We start from the raw sequence: 15252 nt of genomic DNA on the forward strand, positions 1-15252 counted from the left end.
CTTCAGTGGGACATGCCGAGGAGCATCGCCAGTCGCGGTTCCACTATCACTGCAACGCCGAGGAGGATCAGCATGACTCCCACCGGACGCACCATGCGGTCGCCGCCGGGGCCGAGCTTCTCGTAGAGCATGAGCAGGGCCAGGGGAACCATCCACGCCAGGTTCGCGATGCCCACTACGAACATGATCAGCATCAGCGCCCAGCAGCAACCGAGACAGAACAGGCCGTGGCGCAGACCGAGGCTGAATCCGCCGGCAACGCCCTGGCGGTAGTGACGGGTGATGAACGCCGCCGGATGACGGCACTGCTCCATGCAGCGGTCCTTCAGCGAGGAGAACTGGAACGCGCCTGCAAGAATAATGACCCCGCCGGCCAGCAGGCCGGGATTTCCCCCGCCCGTCGGCTGATGATGGAGCACGGCGTGGGCCAGGGCGTCTCCGAGGACGGCCGCCACGCCAAACCCCGTCCAGACCACCAGGTAGCCGCCCAGGAAGGCGGCCCGCGGCAGCGCCGGGTGCGGCTGGCGGGCCGATGCCCGCCGGAACAAGCCGATCATGGGCAGGGTTGACGGCAGCATCATGGCCGCGATGTGGACCTGCCAGGCGAGCAGGAACAGAGCAAGGCTGCCCAGGGGGCTCATGTGATCCGTCATCAGGTGGTGGTGATGAATCCACTGCACCCGCCCGGTGTACTCCGCGGCAAGCGCGAGCCCCCAGGCCACGGCGATGGCGGCAGCCACCACCGGCGAGACCCGCCACTGTTGTCCGGCGTCCGCTACCGCATTCATCCCGCATGCTCCATGCGCCAGGCCGTCTGAATGGTGTTGCGGCCCTCGAAGGACCAGTTCATGTCCGCATCGGGCAGAGTGACGCGATAGTGCCGGGATTTGCCCAGGTAGGCCGGGGCGCCCTTGACCGTGGTGAAGGCGCTGTCGTAGAGGGTGGCAGTGGTGCCGTCCGGGGACGACTGGATGGGTTGCAGTTGCGCCTCGACAATGCCTTCCACCTCGAACCGGCCGTCCGCGTTGTCCACCGCGTGTCGCACGGTCGCGCGCCTGACATCCACGAGCTCACCCACCAGGCCGGCCAGGTCGGCGAGCCCGCCGCCGAGCCGGCCGGAGAAAGCGTTCACCAGGGCGTCGTACTGCACGTCGGCGGCGCCGTCGTCCACCACCAGCACCGAACGCCATCCGCCGCTCAGCGCATTGCCCGGGATGTGGGCGATGTTCACCACGGTGCGTCCGGAGACGTCCACGTCCCCGATGCGACCGTGCTCCAGGTGAAAGGCGATCACGCCGAAGCATTCGCCGCCATGGGGGTCCTCGCCGATGAAGCAGGGACAGGGTGATCCGCAGGAGCAGATCTCCAGCATGGTGCCTTCCAGGGTGTAGCCAGTGCCGTCGCCGGCCGGCGTTTCTCTGCTGTCCAGCGGCTCGTTCATGGTGTGGTTCTCCCTTGTCCGGTAGGTTCGGCGTCAGCATGGATCGAGGTGGTCGCTGCCGCATCCCGGAGAACCGTCAGGAGGCACTATCGGAAATCCTGTAGTGGGGTCGTCGCGGGCGCAGGGCACGCCTTCCCGCAGGCGTGGCACGTACCTGGCCGGGGGCGACTAGGGGGCCGGCGAGGAGAGGTTCATGGACAGCGCCGTGCGGACCGCCTCCGCCCGGCAGCGGACGCCGAGCTTGCCGTAGATGTTGCAGGCGTGACGCTCCACTGTGCCGGTGCTGATCTCGAGTGCCGTGGAAATGGCCTTGTTGGACATGCCTTCCGCGATCAGCGCGAGAACCTCGCGCTCCCGCCGGCTCAGGGCCGCAGGCGCCTTGGATTGCCGTGCCGGAGTGCCGTTGCTGCGTCCGGACAGGAAGCCGAGCAGCGTCTCTACCACCGCGCCGGAGTCACGGATAAAGGGATCGTGCTCGTTGCCCTGCAGCACCCGGAACGCGCAGTCGGGCAACAGCGCGGCGACCTCCTGGCCGGCGCTCAACGGCACGGCGTGGTCGTCCCGGTGATGCAGAACCATCGTGGGTGTGTGGACCTCGGGGAGCCAGGCGCGAACATCCATGGACTGGATGTGGTCCAGGAGCGCCTCTGCCATGGCAGCACTCGCCGCGACCTGCTGGAAGCGGGTGAACCATTCAATGTCCCGGGAGCTCCCGGTGGGCACGATCATCGCCGCCAGCGCCCTGGAGCCCAGCCCCCAGTGCATGCGGACCAGGTGCTTGAGGGCCTCGAAGCGCTCGGGAGTGGTGACGGCGGTGCCACGGGCGAAGGCGGAATACAGGATCAGGCGATGAACCCGCTCGGGATGGCGGGCGGCGAACACGGCGGCCGGGCCGGCACCGAACGAGTAGCCGATGAGGCTGGCCCGCTCGATGCCGGCGGCGTCCAGAACGGCCTCGAGTTGCGCCACATCGTTATCCACGGACAACTCGAAGCCGCGCCGGTCCGACAGGCCGCAGCCCAGACGGTCGTACCAGAGGAAACGGTGGTGCCGGGACAGGCGCGCCCTGGCGCTTGCCGCCGCCGGGTGGCTCCATAGCTCGCGGACATGACACAGCCATCCAGGCAGCATCACCAGGGGTCTGCCGGAGCCCATCGAGGCATAGGCCACGCTGGAGCCGTTGTGCAGACGACAGAAGCGTACCGTCGGCGCAACGTTCATGGTTCCGCCTCTCCTTCCGGTCAGAGCGCGGCGGCAGCCGAGCCCAGGGCGTGACTGCCGGCTACCCGGCGGTGTCCGTCTGGGCCAGGTGCCGGGCCCCCTTGCGCGACATTGCCGAGAGGTCCACGGCGATTCCCTGGGCGCAGCCGTCCCAGGAGCGTGGGTCTCTGCGGTCGTTCGTCATGGTGACCAGCAGCCCGTGACGCGCCGCGAATTCCAGACACTGCATGGCGTCCCGGCGATCGGCGCAGCGCACGATCACCGCCGGTCCACGATCACCGTCGATGGTCCGGATCTTGTCCGGCATCGCCCCGGTCTCTTTCTGGAACGACAGCTCGCCGCGCACCGACAGCGCAAGCCCACCCAGATTCACCGGCACCAGCCGATCCCCGTCAACAGAGCGCAAATGGAGTTCCATCATGACTGTGTCCCCTCTCGTGACATCTCGCTGCAATGATTCGTGCGGCCAACACGCATGCCGGCCACACGGGGGCAGCCATGCTGTGCCGGGCCCGGCGGGCTGCCCCGTTATGCGCGGGGCCCGGCGGCGCTGCAGCGACCTCAGGCCGAGCGAGCGCGGGAGAAATAGAAATCCAGCATGTCATCCAGGGGGCGAGGGTCCCTGCGCAGACGGCTGCGCAGGGCGGCGCCCTCCCAGCAGTTGAGCAACAGTTCAGCCATTTCCCGTGGGTCCGCGTCGGCAGCCAGTTCCCCGCGATCACGGGCCTCGGCCAGGCAGGCGGCGAGGCGCCCGGCGATTTCGGAGAAACACTGCTCGATCCTGCGCGCGAAGCCCTCGCTGATGCCGGACATCTCCTGTCCCAGACCGCCCAGCATGCAGCCCAGATGGCCATCCTGGCCGTACTTGTCCCGCGAGATCTCGAAGAAGCGCCGGACGCGCTCAAGCGGGGTCAAGGAGGCATCCGTCAAGGCGCCGTCCAGGCCCTGATGGACTTCGGCCATGTAGCGGTCGATGGCCTGGAGCGCGAAGTCTTCCTTGCTGCGGAAGTGGTAATAGAACGAGCCCTTGGGCGTTCCGGTGGCTTTCAGGATCGCCTGTATACCGAGGTCGTTGTATCCGCGCTGGAGCAGCAGGCCCATGCCCGTCGCCAGGAGCTGGTCTTTGGTCGTCGTGGTCATGCTTTCTCCATTTGACCGACCGGTCTACTACAAAGTGTAGACCCCGGTCAGCGGTCTGCAAGGTAGACCGCTGACCGGGGCGTCAACGCTTGTCAGCGCTGGCGCCCCGGCATGACCTCCCGAAGGTGGTGTGCGATTGTCACTTACCGTGCAGTTCGTTCCGCCATCTGCTGGCTCTCGTGGTCCGAGGGCATGGCCCGGTAGGTCAGGGACTCTCCCTGGAAGCCGAGATCCTGAAGGCGTTGGTCCGTGGCCGTCAGTTCTGGTTTGGGCTGCTTGTGGAACCGTCCCGTGTATTTCACCTCGGTGGCCGCCGGCGCAAAACCCAGGGCGACTGCCTGGTCCATGCCGATGCTGCCGTGGGAGACCTCGACGGTGTTGACCACCTGGGAGGGCTGGATCGGCTCCGGCATGAAGCCGTAGTCGACCAGGCGCTGCTCGGTGCTGTCGAGGGCGGCGGCGCCGGTGGCGAAGCCGGCAAGAGCGATGGCGGTGATCAGGTTGCGCATCATCATGGTGAATCTCCTTCAAGCATGTCGTGGTTGATCGTCAGCGGCGTGGGCTTATCCCTTTCGCCGTTGATGATCAGTCTAGGGATCTGCGCCTGATCCACCATTCGGGGATGTTCGTAAGTACTTGCCACATAAAGGCTGATCCGGAAGTCACGGTGCAACGGATCTAGCGGTCGGGAAAAGCGGCCCGGGTGACCATCAACCATGCTCGCGCCAACCCGGACTCGGAAGTCATCATGGCGCATCACGGGCACGGACACGTACGGGGGTTCCTGTTGGGCTGCATCAGCCAGCGGGTGTGCACGTGGTGCACTGCCCGGCGACCATGGTCCACTGACTGCAGAACCGGAGGACTGATTGCATGAGTGAGAACGTCGTGGAGATTGCCTACTGCACCCGCTGCCGCTGGATGCTACGGGCAACGTGGATGGCTCAGGAACTGCTCACGACCTTCGATGGGGATATCGGGCGCATTGTGCTGTCCCCCGGCACAGGGGGCGTGTTCGAGATCCATGCCAACGAGTGTCGCGTCTGGTCCCGGAAGGAGGACGGTGGCTTTCCCGAGATCACCGAGCTCAAGCGCCGCGTGCGGGATGTGATCGCGCCGGATAAGGATCTGGGGCACGCGGACCGGGAGCGCCGCGGCGCTTGAGGCGGCACTCAGCCGAACAGCCAGCTGGTCGGTTCGTCGATGCCCCGGCCTTCATTGATGCGCATCAGTCCCTTGATGCAGCGCACCAGGGTCCAGACGAACCAGAAGAGGAGGACCAGGCCGCCGATCACGATGGCGGTAAGGATGGATCCGCCGACAATCATCAGTAGGCCGATCCAGAAGGTGCGGATCTGGAACTGCAGGTGGCTCTGCTCAACGGGAGTTGCCTCCTGGCGTTTCACGTAGGCCATGATGACGCCGACAAGTGCGGTGATGGCGGTGAAGTAGCCCACCAGATAGAGCACGTAGACGACGATCACCCAGGTCTTGTTGGGCGTGCCGGTGACTTCGCGGGTGTCCGTGCTGGCTGGGGTTTCCAAGGTTGTACTCCTGATTCGTCCATGGTGTCCGGGCGCACGGTACCCAAAGATCGCCTGGCTCGCCAGCATGCCTATGACTTCACATGCCCCAGGAATTCACGGAAACGCTCCGAAGGTGGGTCAGCGAACATGGGCCCCGGCCGGCCGTCGTGGACGATGCGCCCCTGGTCCATGAAAATCAGACGGTGGGCTGCCGCCTCGGCAAAGCGCATCTCGTGGGTGACGATGAGCATGGTCATGCCTTCGCCGGCAAGACCCTGCATCACCTGGAGCACCTCGCCGCGCAGTTCCGGGTCCAGTGCCGAGGTGGGTTCGTCGAACAGCATCACCTTCGGATTCACCGCCAGTGCGCGGGCAATGGCCACGCGCTGCTGTTGGCCGCCGGAGAGCTGATTGGGCCGCTGGTCGGCCCACTCGATCAGGCCTACGCGTTCCAGCAACCGGTCTGCGGTAGCCCGCGCTTCGCTGCGGGATTGCCTGCGCACCTTGCGCGGGCCGAGCATGACGTTCTCCCGCGCCGTCATGTGCGGGAACAGGTTGAACTGCTGAAACACCATGCCGGTCTCCTGGCGAATGGCGCGGGCACTGGTGCCGCGGGCCCCCAGGCGCTTGCCGTCCACCTCCAGGGTGCCGCCGCTGAGGGGCTCCAGCACGTTGATACACCGCAGCAGGGTTGATTTGCCGGAGCCGGAAGGCCCCACGATGACGACCACCTCGCCGGCCTCCACGGCGAAATCGATGTCCTGGAGCACCGGCGTGCCGCCGAAGTGCTTGTTTAGCTTGTCGCAGACAATCAGGCTCACAGGATGGTCATCCTCCGTTCGATCAGGCGCATGATCATGGCCAGCGTGAAGGTCATGATCAGATAGAACACGGCCACCGCGGTCCAGATCTCCAGCGCCCGCCCGGTCTGTGCCGTGAGCTGTTCACCGCGCTGGGCCAGCTCGGCGACTCCGATGACTAGGAACAGTGCGGAATCCTTGAGGCTGATGATGAACTGGTTGCCCAGCGGCGGAATAGTGCGCCGGAAGGCCAGTGGCCCGACCACCGTTATCAGCACCTGCGGGTAAGACAGCCCCAGGGCCAGGCCCGCGTCGGTGAGCCCCTTGTCGATGGACAGCACCGCGCCGCGCACAATCTCGGTGATATAGGCGCCGGCGTTCAGCGCCAGGCACAGCGATGCGGCGGCGAACCCCGACAGGGTGATGTCCATGGCAAGCGGCAGGGCGAAGTAGATGAACATCGCCTGCACCACGATGGGTGTGCCACGGATCACCGAGACGTAGGCGAACACCAGCCAGTGGATCACCGGCAGCCGGAAGGCGAGAATGAGGCCGCACAGGGTGCCGATGACCATGCCGCCACCGATGCCGATCAGGGTGATCTGGGCGGTCAGCTGGGCACCCTGCACCATCTGTGGCATGGCATTCCAGACCACGTCCCAGCGGAAATCCATGGAGTGTCCTCCCTGGCAGAGCGGGATCAGGGCAACCCGCCGCCGGAATCCGGCGGCGGGGGAGGGGAATCAGCGCGGGCTGGGTGCCTCGCCGAACCAGCGCTCGTAGAGTTCCGCGTAACGACCGTCTTCCATCATGCCGAGGAGGCTGATGTTGAAGTCGTTGCGCAGTTCGCTGTTGCGCGGAAAGGCCATGGCGTAGGACTGCGCTTCCAGGTTCTCGCCCACGGCCTTGACGTCGCCATCGCCGGCGGTGTCGATGTAGTAGAGCACGTTGGGGGTGTCGTGCAGGGCGGCGTCCACGCGGCCAGAGCGGACTTCGAGATAGGCCTGTTCGGCGCGGGGGAAACGAGTGATTTCCGTGTCCGGAAGGTTTTCTTCGGCGTAATCGTCGCTGGTGGTGCCGGTCGTGACGGCGAGGGTTTTGCCGTCCAGATCGTCGATGCCCTGAACATCGTCGTTGTCGGCGCGGACCATCAGCATCAGCCCGCTGTCGTAGTAGGCGTGGGAGAAATCCATGGTCTCCTCCCGGTCCGAGGTGATGGTGATGGCGGCGATGGCGCCGTCCACCCGGCCGGTCTGCAAGGCGGAGATGATGCCGGAGAAGTTCATGGTGTCGTACTCGTACTCCCAGTCGTTCTCTTCGGCGATGGCCTCCAAGAGCTCGATCTCGAAGCCGGTCCATTCCCCGTCCTCCTCGAACATGAACGGCACGAAGCCGGACGGGATGGCGATGGTGAGCCGGTCGGCATGGCTGGAGGCGGCGAAGGCGAAGAGTGCGAAACCGGTGCACAGGGAAAGAAGCAGACGACGCATGGCGGAGCCCTCCGTTGTTGTCTGGCTTTCCTTTGACACTAGGGCGGGGGGTGAGGGCTGTCAAACCCGGGTGCAGGGACGCTACCCGAAGAAACCGTGCAGGAACCAGCGCTGCTCCCGCCGTTCCCGGAAGATCCACATGCGGCTGCCCCGGGGGTTGCGCGCCTGGTAATAGTCGCGGCTGATGTCCGCACCATCCCACCATCCGCCCTCGATGCGCTCGGGGCCACACTCCAGGGTCAGTGGGCCGTGCCAGCAGGGGTGCCCCTGCGGGCTGTCCAGGGGCAGGGGGGTTGGCAGCAACCACAGGGGGCGTTCGCCGACGGGTGGCAATTGTTCCTCGGCAGCGCTGGTGTCCTGGCGCCAGGCATGTTCTGGTCGATGGTCCGCTGCGCTGGCAAGGCCGGTGACCGCATGCTCGCCCAGGCGGGCACCGAGGCGCTCACTGAGCTGTTGCTGATCACGCTCCGGCTGGTCCGATTCCACCATTAGAGAGGTATCCCGTGGTGGCAGTGACTGGATCCGGTCCGCCCGCAGGCACAGGGCGATGACCGGGGCAGCCAGCTGTTCGCGTTCCAGACGGTGCTGGCACACCGAGAGCAGGTGTTCCGGATCGCGGCTGGGGCGGAGCAGGCCGATGTCCATGCGGCTGGCATCCCGGTGCAGGTGGTGCAGCTCCAGGCCCAGATGCTGGACACCGCCTTCGAGTCCCCGGAGCAGACCGGCCAGTTCCCGGAGCAGACGCTGCAGGGCGAACCCCAGCGAGACGGTGTCGTGGGCCTCGGCAGGCAGGTCCAGGTGACGATGGAAACGCCGGGGTGGGCGATGTGCGGGACGGGGTTCCGGGCGCTCGCCGAGGGCGTGTTCCAGCTGGAGCAGCAATCCACGGCCGAACCGGCGTGCCAGATCCCGTCGGGGCAGTTGCAGGCAGTCGCCCAGAGAGTGCACGCCCAGCCCCGCCAGGGCCTGCTGTTGACGCGGGGACAGCTCCAGAACCCGGCAGGGCAGGTGCTGCAGCCTCGCCGCAAGCGTGGCAGGATCGTCCACCGGGGCCGCCTCACCGGCCAGTGCAAACAGCCAGGCTGCGGTAGGCGTGGGCGCAATGCCGTGCTGGTGGGCGTGGCCCAGTGCATCCAGCGCGGTGACGAGGTGCTGGATCAGTGGCTCCAGGCCGCCGAACAGGCGCGTGCTGGCACCGATCTCCAGCAGTAACCCGTCCGGTGTTCGCGGGCTGACATGGCTGCTGAACTGATAGGCCCAGTCCGCCAGGTGGCGTAACGTCCGCGCTTCGGTCTGGCGCTGACGCTCCAGCAGTTGCAGGTTCGGTTCCAGAGTCCGGGCTTCGGTGGGGCGCTGACCATGCTGCACGCCGCTGCCGCGGGCAGACTGATTGCAACAGATGACAACCTGGTTTTCGGTGACGGCCACGGAAGCATCGCTGTTGCCATGGTGGCCCAGGGCTTCCAGGGGAAGCTGCGGCAGATGCAGGGCGAGCCACAGCATGGGAGTCGCCTCCCGCGTGTTGGAGATCGTGGCCCGTCAAGGTACCGGGCCACCGGCATGCCAGTGGCCCGACGGGTGTTCAGCGTTTCCTTCAGTGCAGAGGATGCACCGGTTGCGGACGCCGGCCCCGGGGTGGTTCCAGGGGCAGCCGCATCTGGGGGCGAACCTGCTCTGCCTGGAACGGGCGCTGGCGCGATTGCTGTGAGGGCCGGTATTGATCACGGGCCGTGCCGGAGCTGGTGACATCGCTCACGCGCTGTTCCGGTACCGGCAGTGAGCGGGTGCGCGGGTTGTTCAGGTCCAGTGTCAGGCCATGATGCGGTTGCCCGCCACGGACCTTGACCAGATCCAGTCGGGTGTCACTGTCGCCGTGACTGTGCATGAGAACCCTGAGGGCGGCGGGGGAGCGCTCCTGCCGGGCTTGCTCGGAGCGGAACAGAAGCCCCCAGCAGTTGCCGGCCTCGGCGGCCAGCTGCAGGCGGCGGAGTTGCTTTTCGTCCGCCTGGCGCGGCCATGCCAGGACGGCGGCGCAACTGCCGGAGCGCATGGCCTGCTCCAGGGCCCAGAGGGTGTCGCTGCCGGCACGCGGGTGAATCAGCAGGATGCGCGAGAGATCCACGCCCTGGGCTGCCAGGGCCGGGGCGTAGGGGATGTGTGGTGGCGCCACCAGGGCGATCCAGCGGCCGGCGCGACTGAGTCGGGCCAGAGCCGGCATGATCAGACGCAGCTCGCCGATGCCGGGGTTTGCATGGAGGATTTCCGTCAGTGCCCCCATGGACCAGCCGCCTTCCGGCAGGGCGGCGTCCAGTTCAGCGTAGCCGCTGGGCAGGCAGCCCTGGTGGGTGCTGGTGTCGCCGGCGCGCCAGATGCGCGGTTCGCGCAGCAAGTCATCCAGTGCATTGTTCATGTCGCCCTCGCTCTCGGTTGTTATCGCGGGGCTCTGGCGGACTGCAGCAGCCCGGTCAGAGTGCCTCGCCGTTGCGAATGAGGCCGACTCCGAGTCCTTCAATGACCAGCGGTTCCGTCCGCAAATCGACGTTGATGGGGGTGTAGTCCGGGTTTTCCGGCAGCAGCCGGACGTGGTGACCATCCCGCTGGAAGCGCTTGACGGTGACCTCGTCCTGCAACCGGGCCACGACGATCTGGCCGTTGCGTGCCTCGCTGGTGCGGTGCACGGCCAGTAGGTCGTCCTCCAGGATGCCGGCGTCACGCATGCTCATGCCCTGCACGGCGAGCAGATAGTCCGCCCGCGGGCGGAACATGCCCGGATCGACACGGCAGCGTTCGCGCACGTGTTCCTGGGCGAACACCGGGCTGCCGGCGGCGACCTGGCCGATCACCGGCAGCCCCGGGTCCTGCTCGTCGCCGTTGTCGTTCAGCAGGCGGATGCCGCGGGACGAGCCGGCGCGTAGGCTGATGACGCCCTTTTTCTCCAGCGCACGGAGATGACTCTCGGCGGCGTTGGGGGAGCGGAAGCCGAGGGCTCTGGTGATGTCTGCCCGCGTGGGCGGAAAGCCGGACTCCGCGATGAAGTTCCGGATGAGCTCAAGGATTTCCTGCTGTCGGTCGGTAAGCTTGTGCATGGGTCTGCCTCCCTTGTTACTGGTAATTTATACAGCTTAAGTGCTGTATGCAATACCAGTGGGTGTGATTCTTGTGAACACACCCCGCGGTTGCGAACAGCGACGCGGCAAACTCGCGCATCGTTCAGCGTTTCCTTGACAGGCGTTACACCCTTGCGAGTGACGATGACGTACAATGCGCGCCATTCTGGAAACCGGGCGGGATTGCCCCCACCAATCACGGGATCATGGTCAGCGTAACCGACGACATCAGCGATCTGTTTGCCCACGGTATCCCGGCGCCCGACGCCTGGCTGGACCGGGTTGTGCCGGAGGCCGGCGCCGATGAACGGCAGCTGCTCGCCAGTGCCTGGGAGGCGGCACGTGACGCGTATGGTGACAACATGCGCTATTCCGGAGAGAGCTATTTCGAGCACGGCCTTGCGGTGGCCAGCATCCTTGCCGGCCTGAAACTCGACGCCCAGGCCATCGCTGCCGGCATGCTCCACGATGCGCCGCACGTATGCGGCTCGCGCTGGCCCGCCGTCAGCCGCAAGGCCGGCCGGGATGTCGCCACGCTGGTGGACGGGGTGGGGCGTATGGACGTGATCAGCGAACTGCACGCTCCCTCCGGCCAGGGCAGCGAAGAGGCGGACAACAATCGCACCGAGGCCCTGCGCAAGATGCTGCTGGCCATGGCCCAGGACATCCGCGTGGTGTTCATCAAGCTGGCCGAGAGGCTGCATGACCTGCGCACCCTGCGGGCCCACCCGGAAGACGAGCAGCGGCGCGTCGCCCACGAGACCACTGACATATACGCGCCACTGGCGCACCGCCTGGGCATCTGGCAGGTGAAGTGGGAGATGGAGGACCTCTGTTTCCGCTACCTGGAGCCGGAAACCTACAAGCGGGTGGCGAAGCTGCTACGGGAGAAGCGCCAGGACCGCGAGCGCTATATCAACAAGGTGACCGAACAGCTCACCGATGCCCTGCGACGTGCCGGCATCCAGGCGGATGTCTACGGCCGGCCGAAGCACATCTACAGCATCTGGAAGAAGATGCAGCGCAAGGGGCTGGGGTTTCACGAGTTGTTTGACATCCGCGCCCTGCGGGTGATGGTGCGCGATGTGTCCTCCTGCTACGCCACGCTGGGCGTGGTGCACAGCCTGTGGCGCCACATTCCCAAGGAGTTCGACGACTACATCACCGCCCCCAAGGAGAACAACTACCAGTCGCTGCATACGGCGGTGGTCGGCCCCGAGGGCAAGACCCTGGAAGTCCAGATCCGTACCTGGGAGATGCACGAGCAGGCGGAATTGGGCGTGGCTGCGCACTGGCGCTACAAGGAGGGTACCAGCAGCCGCGACGCCCGCTTTGAGCAGAAACTCGCCTGGTTGCGGCAGCTGCTGGAGTGGGGCCGCGAAGACGGCGCCGCCGAGGACTTCATCGACCGCTTCAAGGCCGAGGTGTTCGAGGACCGTGTCTACGTCATCAGTCCCAGGGGCGACGTGCTGGACCTGCCGCGGGGGGCAACACCCCTGGACTTCGCCTATTACATTCACAGCGACGTCGGGCACCGCTGCCGTGGTGCCAAGGTCAACGGCCGCATGGTTCCCCTGACCTATGAGCTGCGCAACGGGGACCAGGTGGAAGTACTCACCACCCGCAGCGGGACCCCCAGTCGGGACTGGCTCAATTCCGCCCGCGGCTACCTGCGCACCTCCCGGGCGCGCTCCCGGGTGCGCGCCTGGTTCCGTCAGCAGGACCACGACAAGAACGCCGCCGCCGGGCGCCAGATGCTGGACCGTGAACTTCATCGTCTGGGCGTGCAGGACGTCAACCTGGAACGCCTGGCAGAGAAGAGCCGCTACTCCGACCTGGACAGCTTCTATGCCGCCATCGGCCGGGGGGATGTCAGCAGCGGCTACATTGCCGGTCTGGTGGGCGAGCACGTGTTGCCCAGGCACGATTCGGAGACCGTGCTGCCACAGGGCCCCGCTCCTTCCGGCGGCGAGCACACCGATGAGGTCTCCATCTACGGTGTCGGCAATTTGCTCACCCGGCAGGCCGGCTGCTGCAAGCCGGCTCCCGGGGATCCGGTGGTCGGTTTCATTACCCGCGGTCAGGGAGTGACCATCCACCGCCAGGACTGCAATAACGTCCGCCGGCTGCAGGAGACCACCCCGGAGCGGCTCATCGATGTGAGCTGGAGTCGCCATGCCGAAAAGAAATACCCGGTGGATATCCAGGTGGACGCCTACGACCGCCAGGGTCTGCTGCGGGACATTACCGCCATTCTTACCAACGAGAAGGTCAACGTCACCGGCGTGAATACCAGCACCGGCAGCCAGGATCACCAGGCGCGCATGACCCTGACCGTGGAGATCGACGATGTCACCCAGATGAGTCGCCTGCTGGATCGCATCGCCAGCCTGCGCAACGTGCGCGACGCCCGGCGCAAGGCCTGAACATCCACGGTGCCCGGGTGCCTAAGCGGATGGAATGTAGCACTCGCGGAGGTCCCTGACGAAACGCCATGGCGACGAGGTGCGCGCGGCGGCAGTCGGTGTGTTCGCGATTGCGGCGCTGGCCCTGTATCCGCCGGGCACGGTGGCGGATACCGGCATGGAATGGCAGGCGGAGCCCCTGGAATTGGCCACCGGCGAGGCATTCCAGGGTGTGTGGCGGATGAACGACTCCGACTTCCGCTATGTGGATGCCCCTTCCGTCGCGCTGGATGACGACGGCATCGCCAGTATCGTCTGGGTGGATCAGGAAGCGGATGAAATACCAGGTCGTGGAATCCGTGAATCCTTCCTTGTCGGCAGAGACGTTGACGATGTACCAGTGACTATGGATCGTCAGCGCCGCAAAAGTTCGTAAGCCATCGCCCATGGCGATTACCCCCTTCCTTTTCCCGGTTATCCCCGATTGTTCCGGCCGCGAGCGGCGCCATGACGCCATGACGGTCAGTCGCTCCAAGAGTGACCGTAGCAATCGGGCCAGGGGCTATCCTTGACGCTTATCAAGCGCCGTTGCGTGTCGGGAATAAGGCGAAAATCAGGGCATTGCTCCCGGGGGGCAGTGCCCCGGGTTCAGGAAATATTGTCAGGTCTTGGCGTCGCCCCCGGGAGTAAGAGCGAAGCGGTGGTCAGCCGCGTTCGTTGGCGGGCAGGCTGGAGACGGCGTCCAGGATCTCGGCCTCGCTATCGGGGGCAAGGATGGTGGCGTGGAGTTCGCCGTCGCCGTCGAACAGGGCGAGGATTCCGGGGGCGGGGAGGTCGTGTTGTTGTGCGAAACGGTCACCTTCGGGCGTCCCGAGGTTGGCGACCAGGAACTCCACATCGGTGGCGTCGGTATCCAGGCGGTTGACCAGTTCCATGACGCCGATGGCCGTGGGGTGCGCGGTTTCATAGGTGATGACCCCCTTGGGCTGCCCCTGACCTACCCGGGTGAGATCCTGGTCAAGAGCGCCGCTGGGCAGCAGGGTGATGATGAACACGGCGGAGGCGGCAACCACCCCGAGCGAGAGAGTCCAGCGCAGCCAGCGCGGGAAAGGCTTGGGATCGTTACGGCGGCGGTTGCCAGGCTGTCGGTTCATTGTCCAGCTCGTCCAGGGTGTGCGATGTAAGTGCTTTCGCCGGGTCGTGCGGCCGGCTCAGTCCATGCCGGTAATCTCGGCGACGGTGTCCAGGTTGGAGCGCACCACCGCCGCGGCGTCCGAGTCTTCGGGCAGCACTCCCAGGAGGTGTTGCCAGTACTCCCGTGCCGCCTCGTAATCGCCGCGGTAGTACGCCGCGTTACCGGCCAGCCAAAGTCCGCGGGGGTCCTCCGGGTCCAGCTCCAGGGCCTGGTCGATGAGCTGCTGCGGGCGGCCCCGCAGGGTGCCGCCGGCTTCCCCCAGGGCCTCGGCATAGAGCAGCAGGAACTGTGGTTCACTATCCGCGCCGCGGGCATAGGCCTCCTCGAAGGCCTCAACGGACTGCTCGTAGTCCTCCAGGGCCATGAGCGTGCGCGCCAGCAGAATCCAGCCACGGACCTCGCCGGGCTCCTCCTCCAGGCGCTCCCGGAGCTGATCCGCCAGGCGGCGTACCTCGGCAGCATCCGTTTCGTCATGTTCACTGCGGCCGCCGGCCGCGTCCGGCCGCTCGGGCGAGGCGGTCTGGTTGGCGGTCAGCGCTTCCTCGCCGAAGCCGACACTGTTGTACAGCCCCATGGCCAGCAGCGGCACGGCAACAACGGTGGCCACCGTGGCGGCCAGCGTGACCCGGCGCTGGATGGGGCCGGCCGCGCGGACGGGTGCGTCCGGGTCCACCGCACCACTTTCCACCAGTTCCCGGTCCAGATCGGCCACGGCCTCGTCATACTGCTCCCGGGTCAGCGTGCCCTGGGTGAGGTCGTGATCGAGTTCTGCCAGGCGGTCACGGTGGATTTCGGCATTGACTTCCCGCCGGGCGCGCAGGCGTGCCTGGCTCGGGTTCCGCAGAAACGGGTACAGGACGAAGGCCAGCGCCCCGACGCACAGGCCCAGCGCGATGATGAAAAAGGTAATCTGCATGCGTCTATCCT

Annotated in this window: 19 protein-coding genes; 3 read left to right on the forward strand and 16 right to left on the reverse strand. The window is 66.2% G+C overall.

Annotated elements, in window-relative coordinates; genetic code table 11:
- Positions 1-2: 2 nt before the first annotated feature.
- The 7 genes from KU884_RS04500 to KU884_RS04530 form a co-directional block, all read right to left on the reverse strand.
- Positions 3-788 (reverse strand): DUF2182 domain-containing protein, encoded by a 786-nt coding sequence (locus KU884_RS04500; RefSeq protein ID WP_167781495.1) that lies wholly within the window; start codon positions 786-788, stop codon positions 3-5.
- Entirely contained in the window at positions 785-1441 is a 657-nt protein-coding gene (locus KU884_RS04505; RefSeq protein ID WP_167781496.1) for a DUF1326 domain-containing protein, read from the reverse strand. Before KU884_RS04505 ends, KU884_RS04500 begins: the two co-directional genes overlap by 4 nt.
- Positions 1442-1609: 168 nt before the next feature.
- Complete coding sequence (locus tag KU884_RS04510; RefSeq protein WP_167781497.1) at positions 1610-2662, reverse strand: alpha/beta fold hydrolase; 1053 nt, start codon at positions 2660-2662, stop codon at positions 1610-1612.
- A 61-nt stretch (positions 2663-2723) separates the two neighbouring features.
- Positions 2724-3083: a hypothetical protein gene (locus tag KU884_RS04515; protein ID WP_167781498.1), complete on the reverse strand. Its 360-nt coding sequence runs from the start codon at positions 3081-3083 to the stop codon at positions 2724-2726.
- Positions 3084-3223: 140 nt separating this feature from the next.
- Entirely contained in the window at positions 3224-3802 is a 579-nt protein-coding gene (locus tag KU884_RS04520; RefSeq protein WP_167781499.1) for a TetR/AcrR family transcriptional regulator, read from the reverse strand.
- 143 nt (positions 3803-3945) lie between these two features.
- The gene (locus tag KU884_RS04525; RefSeq protein WP_167781500.1) at positions 3946-4317 is read right to left on the reverse strand and encodes a hypothetical protein; all 372 of its coding nucleotides are present in this window, start codon (positions 4315-4317) and stop codon (positions 3946-3948) included.
- Positions 4314-4574, reverse strand: coding sequence for a hypothetical protein (locus KU884_RS04530; RefSeq protein ID WP_167781501.1), 261 nt, complete (start codon positions 4572-4574; stop codon positions 4314-4316). Before KU884_RS04530 ends, KU884_RS04525 begins: the two co-directional genes overlap by 4 nt.
- 101 nt (positions 4575-4675) lie before the next feature.
- Here KU884_RS04530 and KU884_RS04535 point away from each other — a divergent pair, with 101 nt between their 5' ends.
- Positions 4676-4966, forward strand: a complete 291-nt coding sequence (locus KU884_RS04535; RefSeq protein ID WP_167781502.1) for a SelT/SelW/SelH family protein — start codon at positions 4676-4678, stop codon at positions 4964-4966.
- An 8-nt stretch (positions 4967-4974) separates the two neighbouring features.
- Here the strand turns inward: KU884_RS04535 and KU884_RS04540 are convergent, their stop codons facing one another.
- The 7 genes from KU884_RS04540 to lexA form a co-directional block, all read right to left on the reverse strand.
- A complete protein-coding gene (locus tag KU884_RS04540; protein ID WP_254432172.1) occupies positions 4975-5346 on the reverse strand; it encodes a DUF4870 domain-containing protein in 372 nt (123 codons plus the stop codon).
- Between the two features lie 71 nt (positions 5347-5417).
- Entirely contained in the window at positions 5418-6143 is a 726-nt protein-coding gene (locus tag KU884_RS04545; protein WP_167784113.1) for an amino acid ABC transporter ATP-binding protein, read from the reverse strand.
- Positions 6144-6145: 2 nt separating this feature from the next.
- Complete coding sequence (locus KU884_RS04550) at positions 6146-6802, reverse strand: ABC transporter permease subunit (protein WP_167781504.1); 657 nt, start codon at positions 6800-6802, stop codon at positions 6146-6148.
- Positions 6803-6871: 69 nt separating this feature from the next.
- On the reverse strand, positions 6872-7618 hold the full coding sequence (locus tag KU884_RS04555) for a glutamine ABC transporter substrate-binding protein (RefSeq protein WP_167781505.1): 747 nt from the start codon (positions 7616-7618) through the stop codon (positions 6872-6874).
- 81 nt (positions 7619-7699) lie between these two features.
- The gene (locus tag KU884_RS04560) at positions 7700-9121 is read right to left on the reverse strand and encodes a DNA polymerase Y family protein (RefSeq protein ID WP_167781506.1); all 1422 of its coding nucleotides are present in this window, start codon (positions 9119-9121) and stop codon (positions 7700-7702) included.
- A gap of 91 nt (positions 9122-9212) precedes the next feature.
- Positions 9213-10028, reverse strand: a complete 816-nt coding sequence (gene imuA, locus KU884_RS04565; RefSeq protein WP_167781507.1) for a translesion DNA synthesis-associated protein ImuA — start codon at positions 10026-10028, stop codon at positions 9213-9215.
- Positions 10029-10083: 55 nt separating this feature from the next.
- On the reverse strand, positions 10084-10704 hold the full coding sequence (lexA, locus tag KU884_RS04570; RefSeq protein WP_167781508.1) for a transcriptional repressor LexA: 621 nt from the start codon (positions 10702-10704) through the stop codon (positions 10084-10086).
- 227 nt (positions 10705-10931) lie between these two features.
- Between lexA and relA the strand changes: the two genes are divergently transcribed.
- Positions 10932-13151, forward strand: coding sequence for a GTP diphosphokinase (relA, locus tag KU884_RS04575; RefSeq protein WP_167781509.1), 2220 nt, complete (start codon positions 10932-10934; stop codon positions 13149-13151).
- Positions 13152-13230: 79 nt separating this feature from the next.
- Positions 13231-13566 (forward strand): hypothetical protein, encoded by a 336-nt coding sequence (locus KU884_RS04580; RefSeq protein WP_167781510.1) that lies wholly within the window; start codon positions 13231-13233, stop codon positions 13564-13566.
- Positions 13567-13834: 268 nt separating this feature from the next.
- Here KU884_RS04580 and KU884_RS04585 read toward each other — a convergent pair whose 3' ends face one another.
- Positions 13835-14284, reverse strand: coding sequence for a hypothetical protein (locus KU884_RS04585; protein ID WP_167781511.1), 450 nt, complete (start codon positions 14282-14284; stop codon positions 13835-13837).
- 57 nt (positions 14285-14341) lie between these two features.
- Entirely contained in the window at positions 14342-15241 is a 900-nt protein-coding gene (gene ccmI / locus KU884_RS04590) for a c-type cytochrome biogenesis protein CcmI (RefSeq protein WP_167781512.1), read from the reverse strand.
- Positions 15242-15252 lie beyond the last annotated feature (11 nt).

Source organism: Aquisalimonas sp. 2447 (assembly GCF_012044895.1).
Classification (GTDB): Bacteria; Pseudomonadota; Gammaproteobacteria; order Nitrococcales; family Aquisalimonadaceae; genus Aquisalimonas.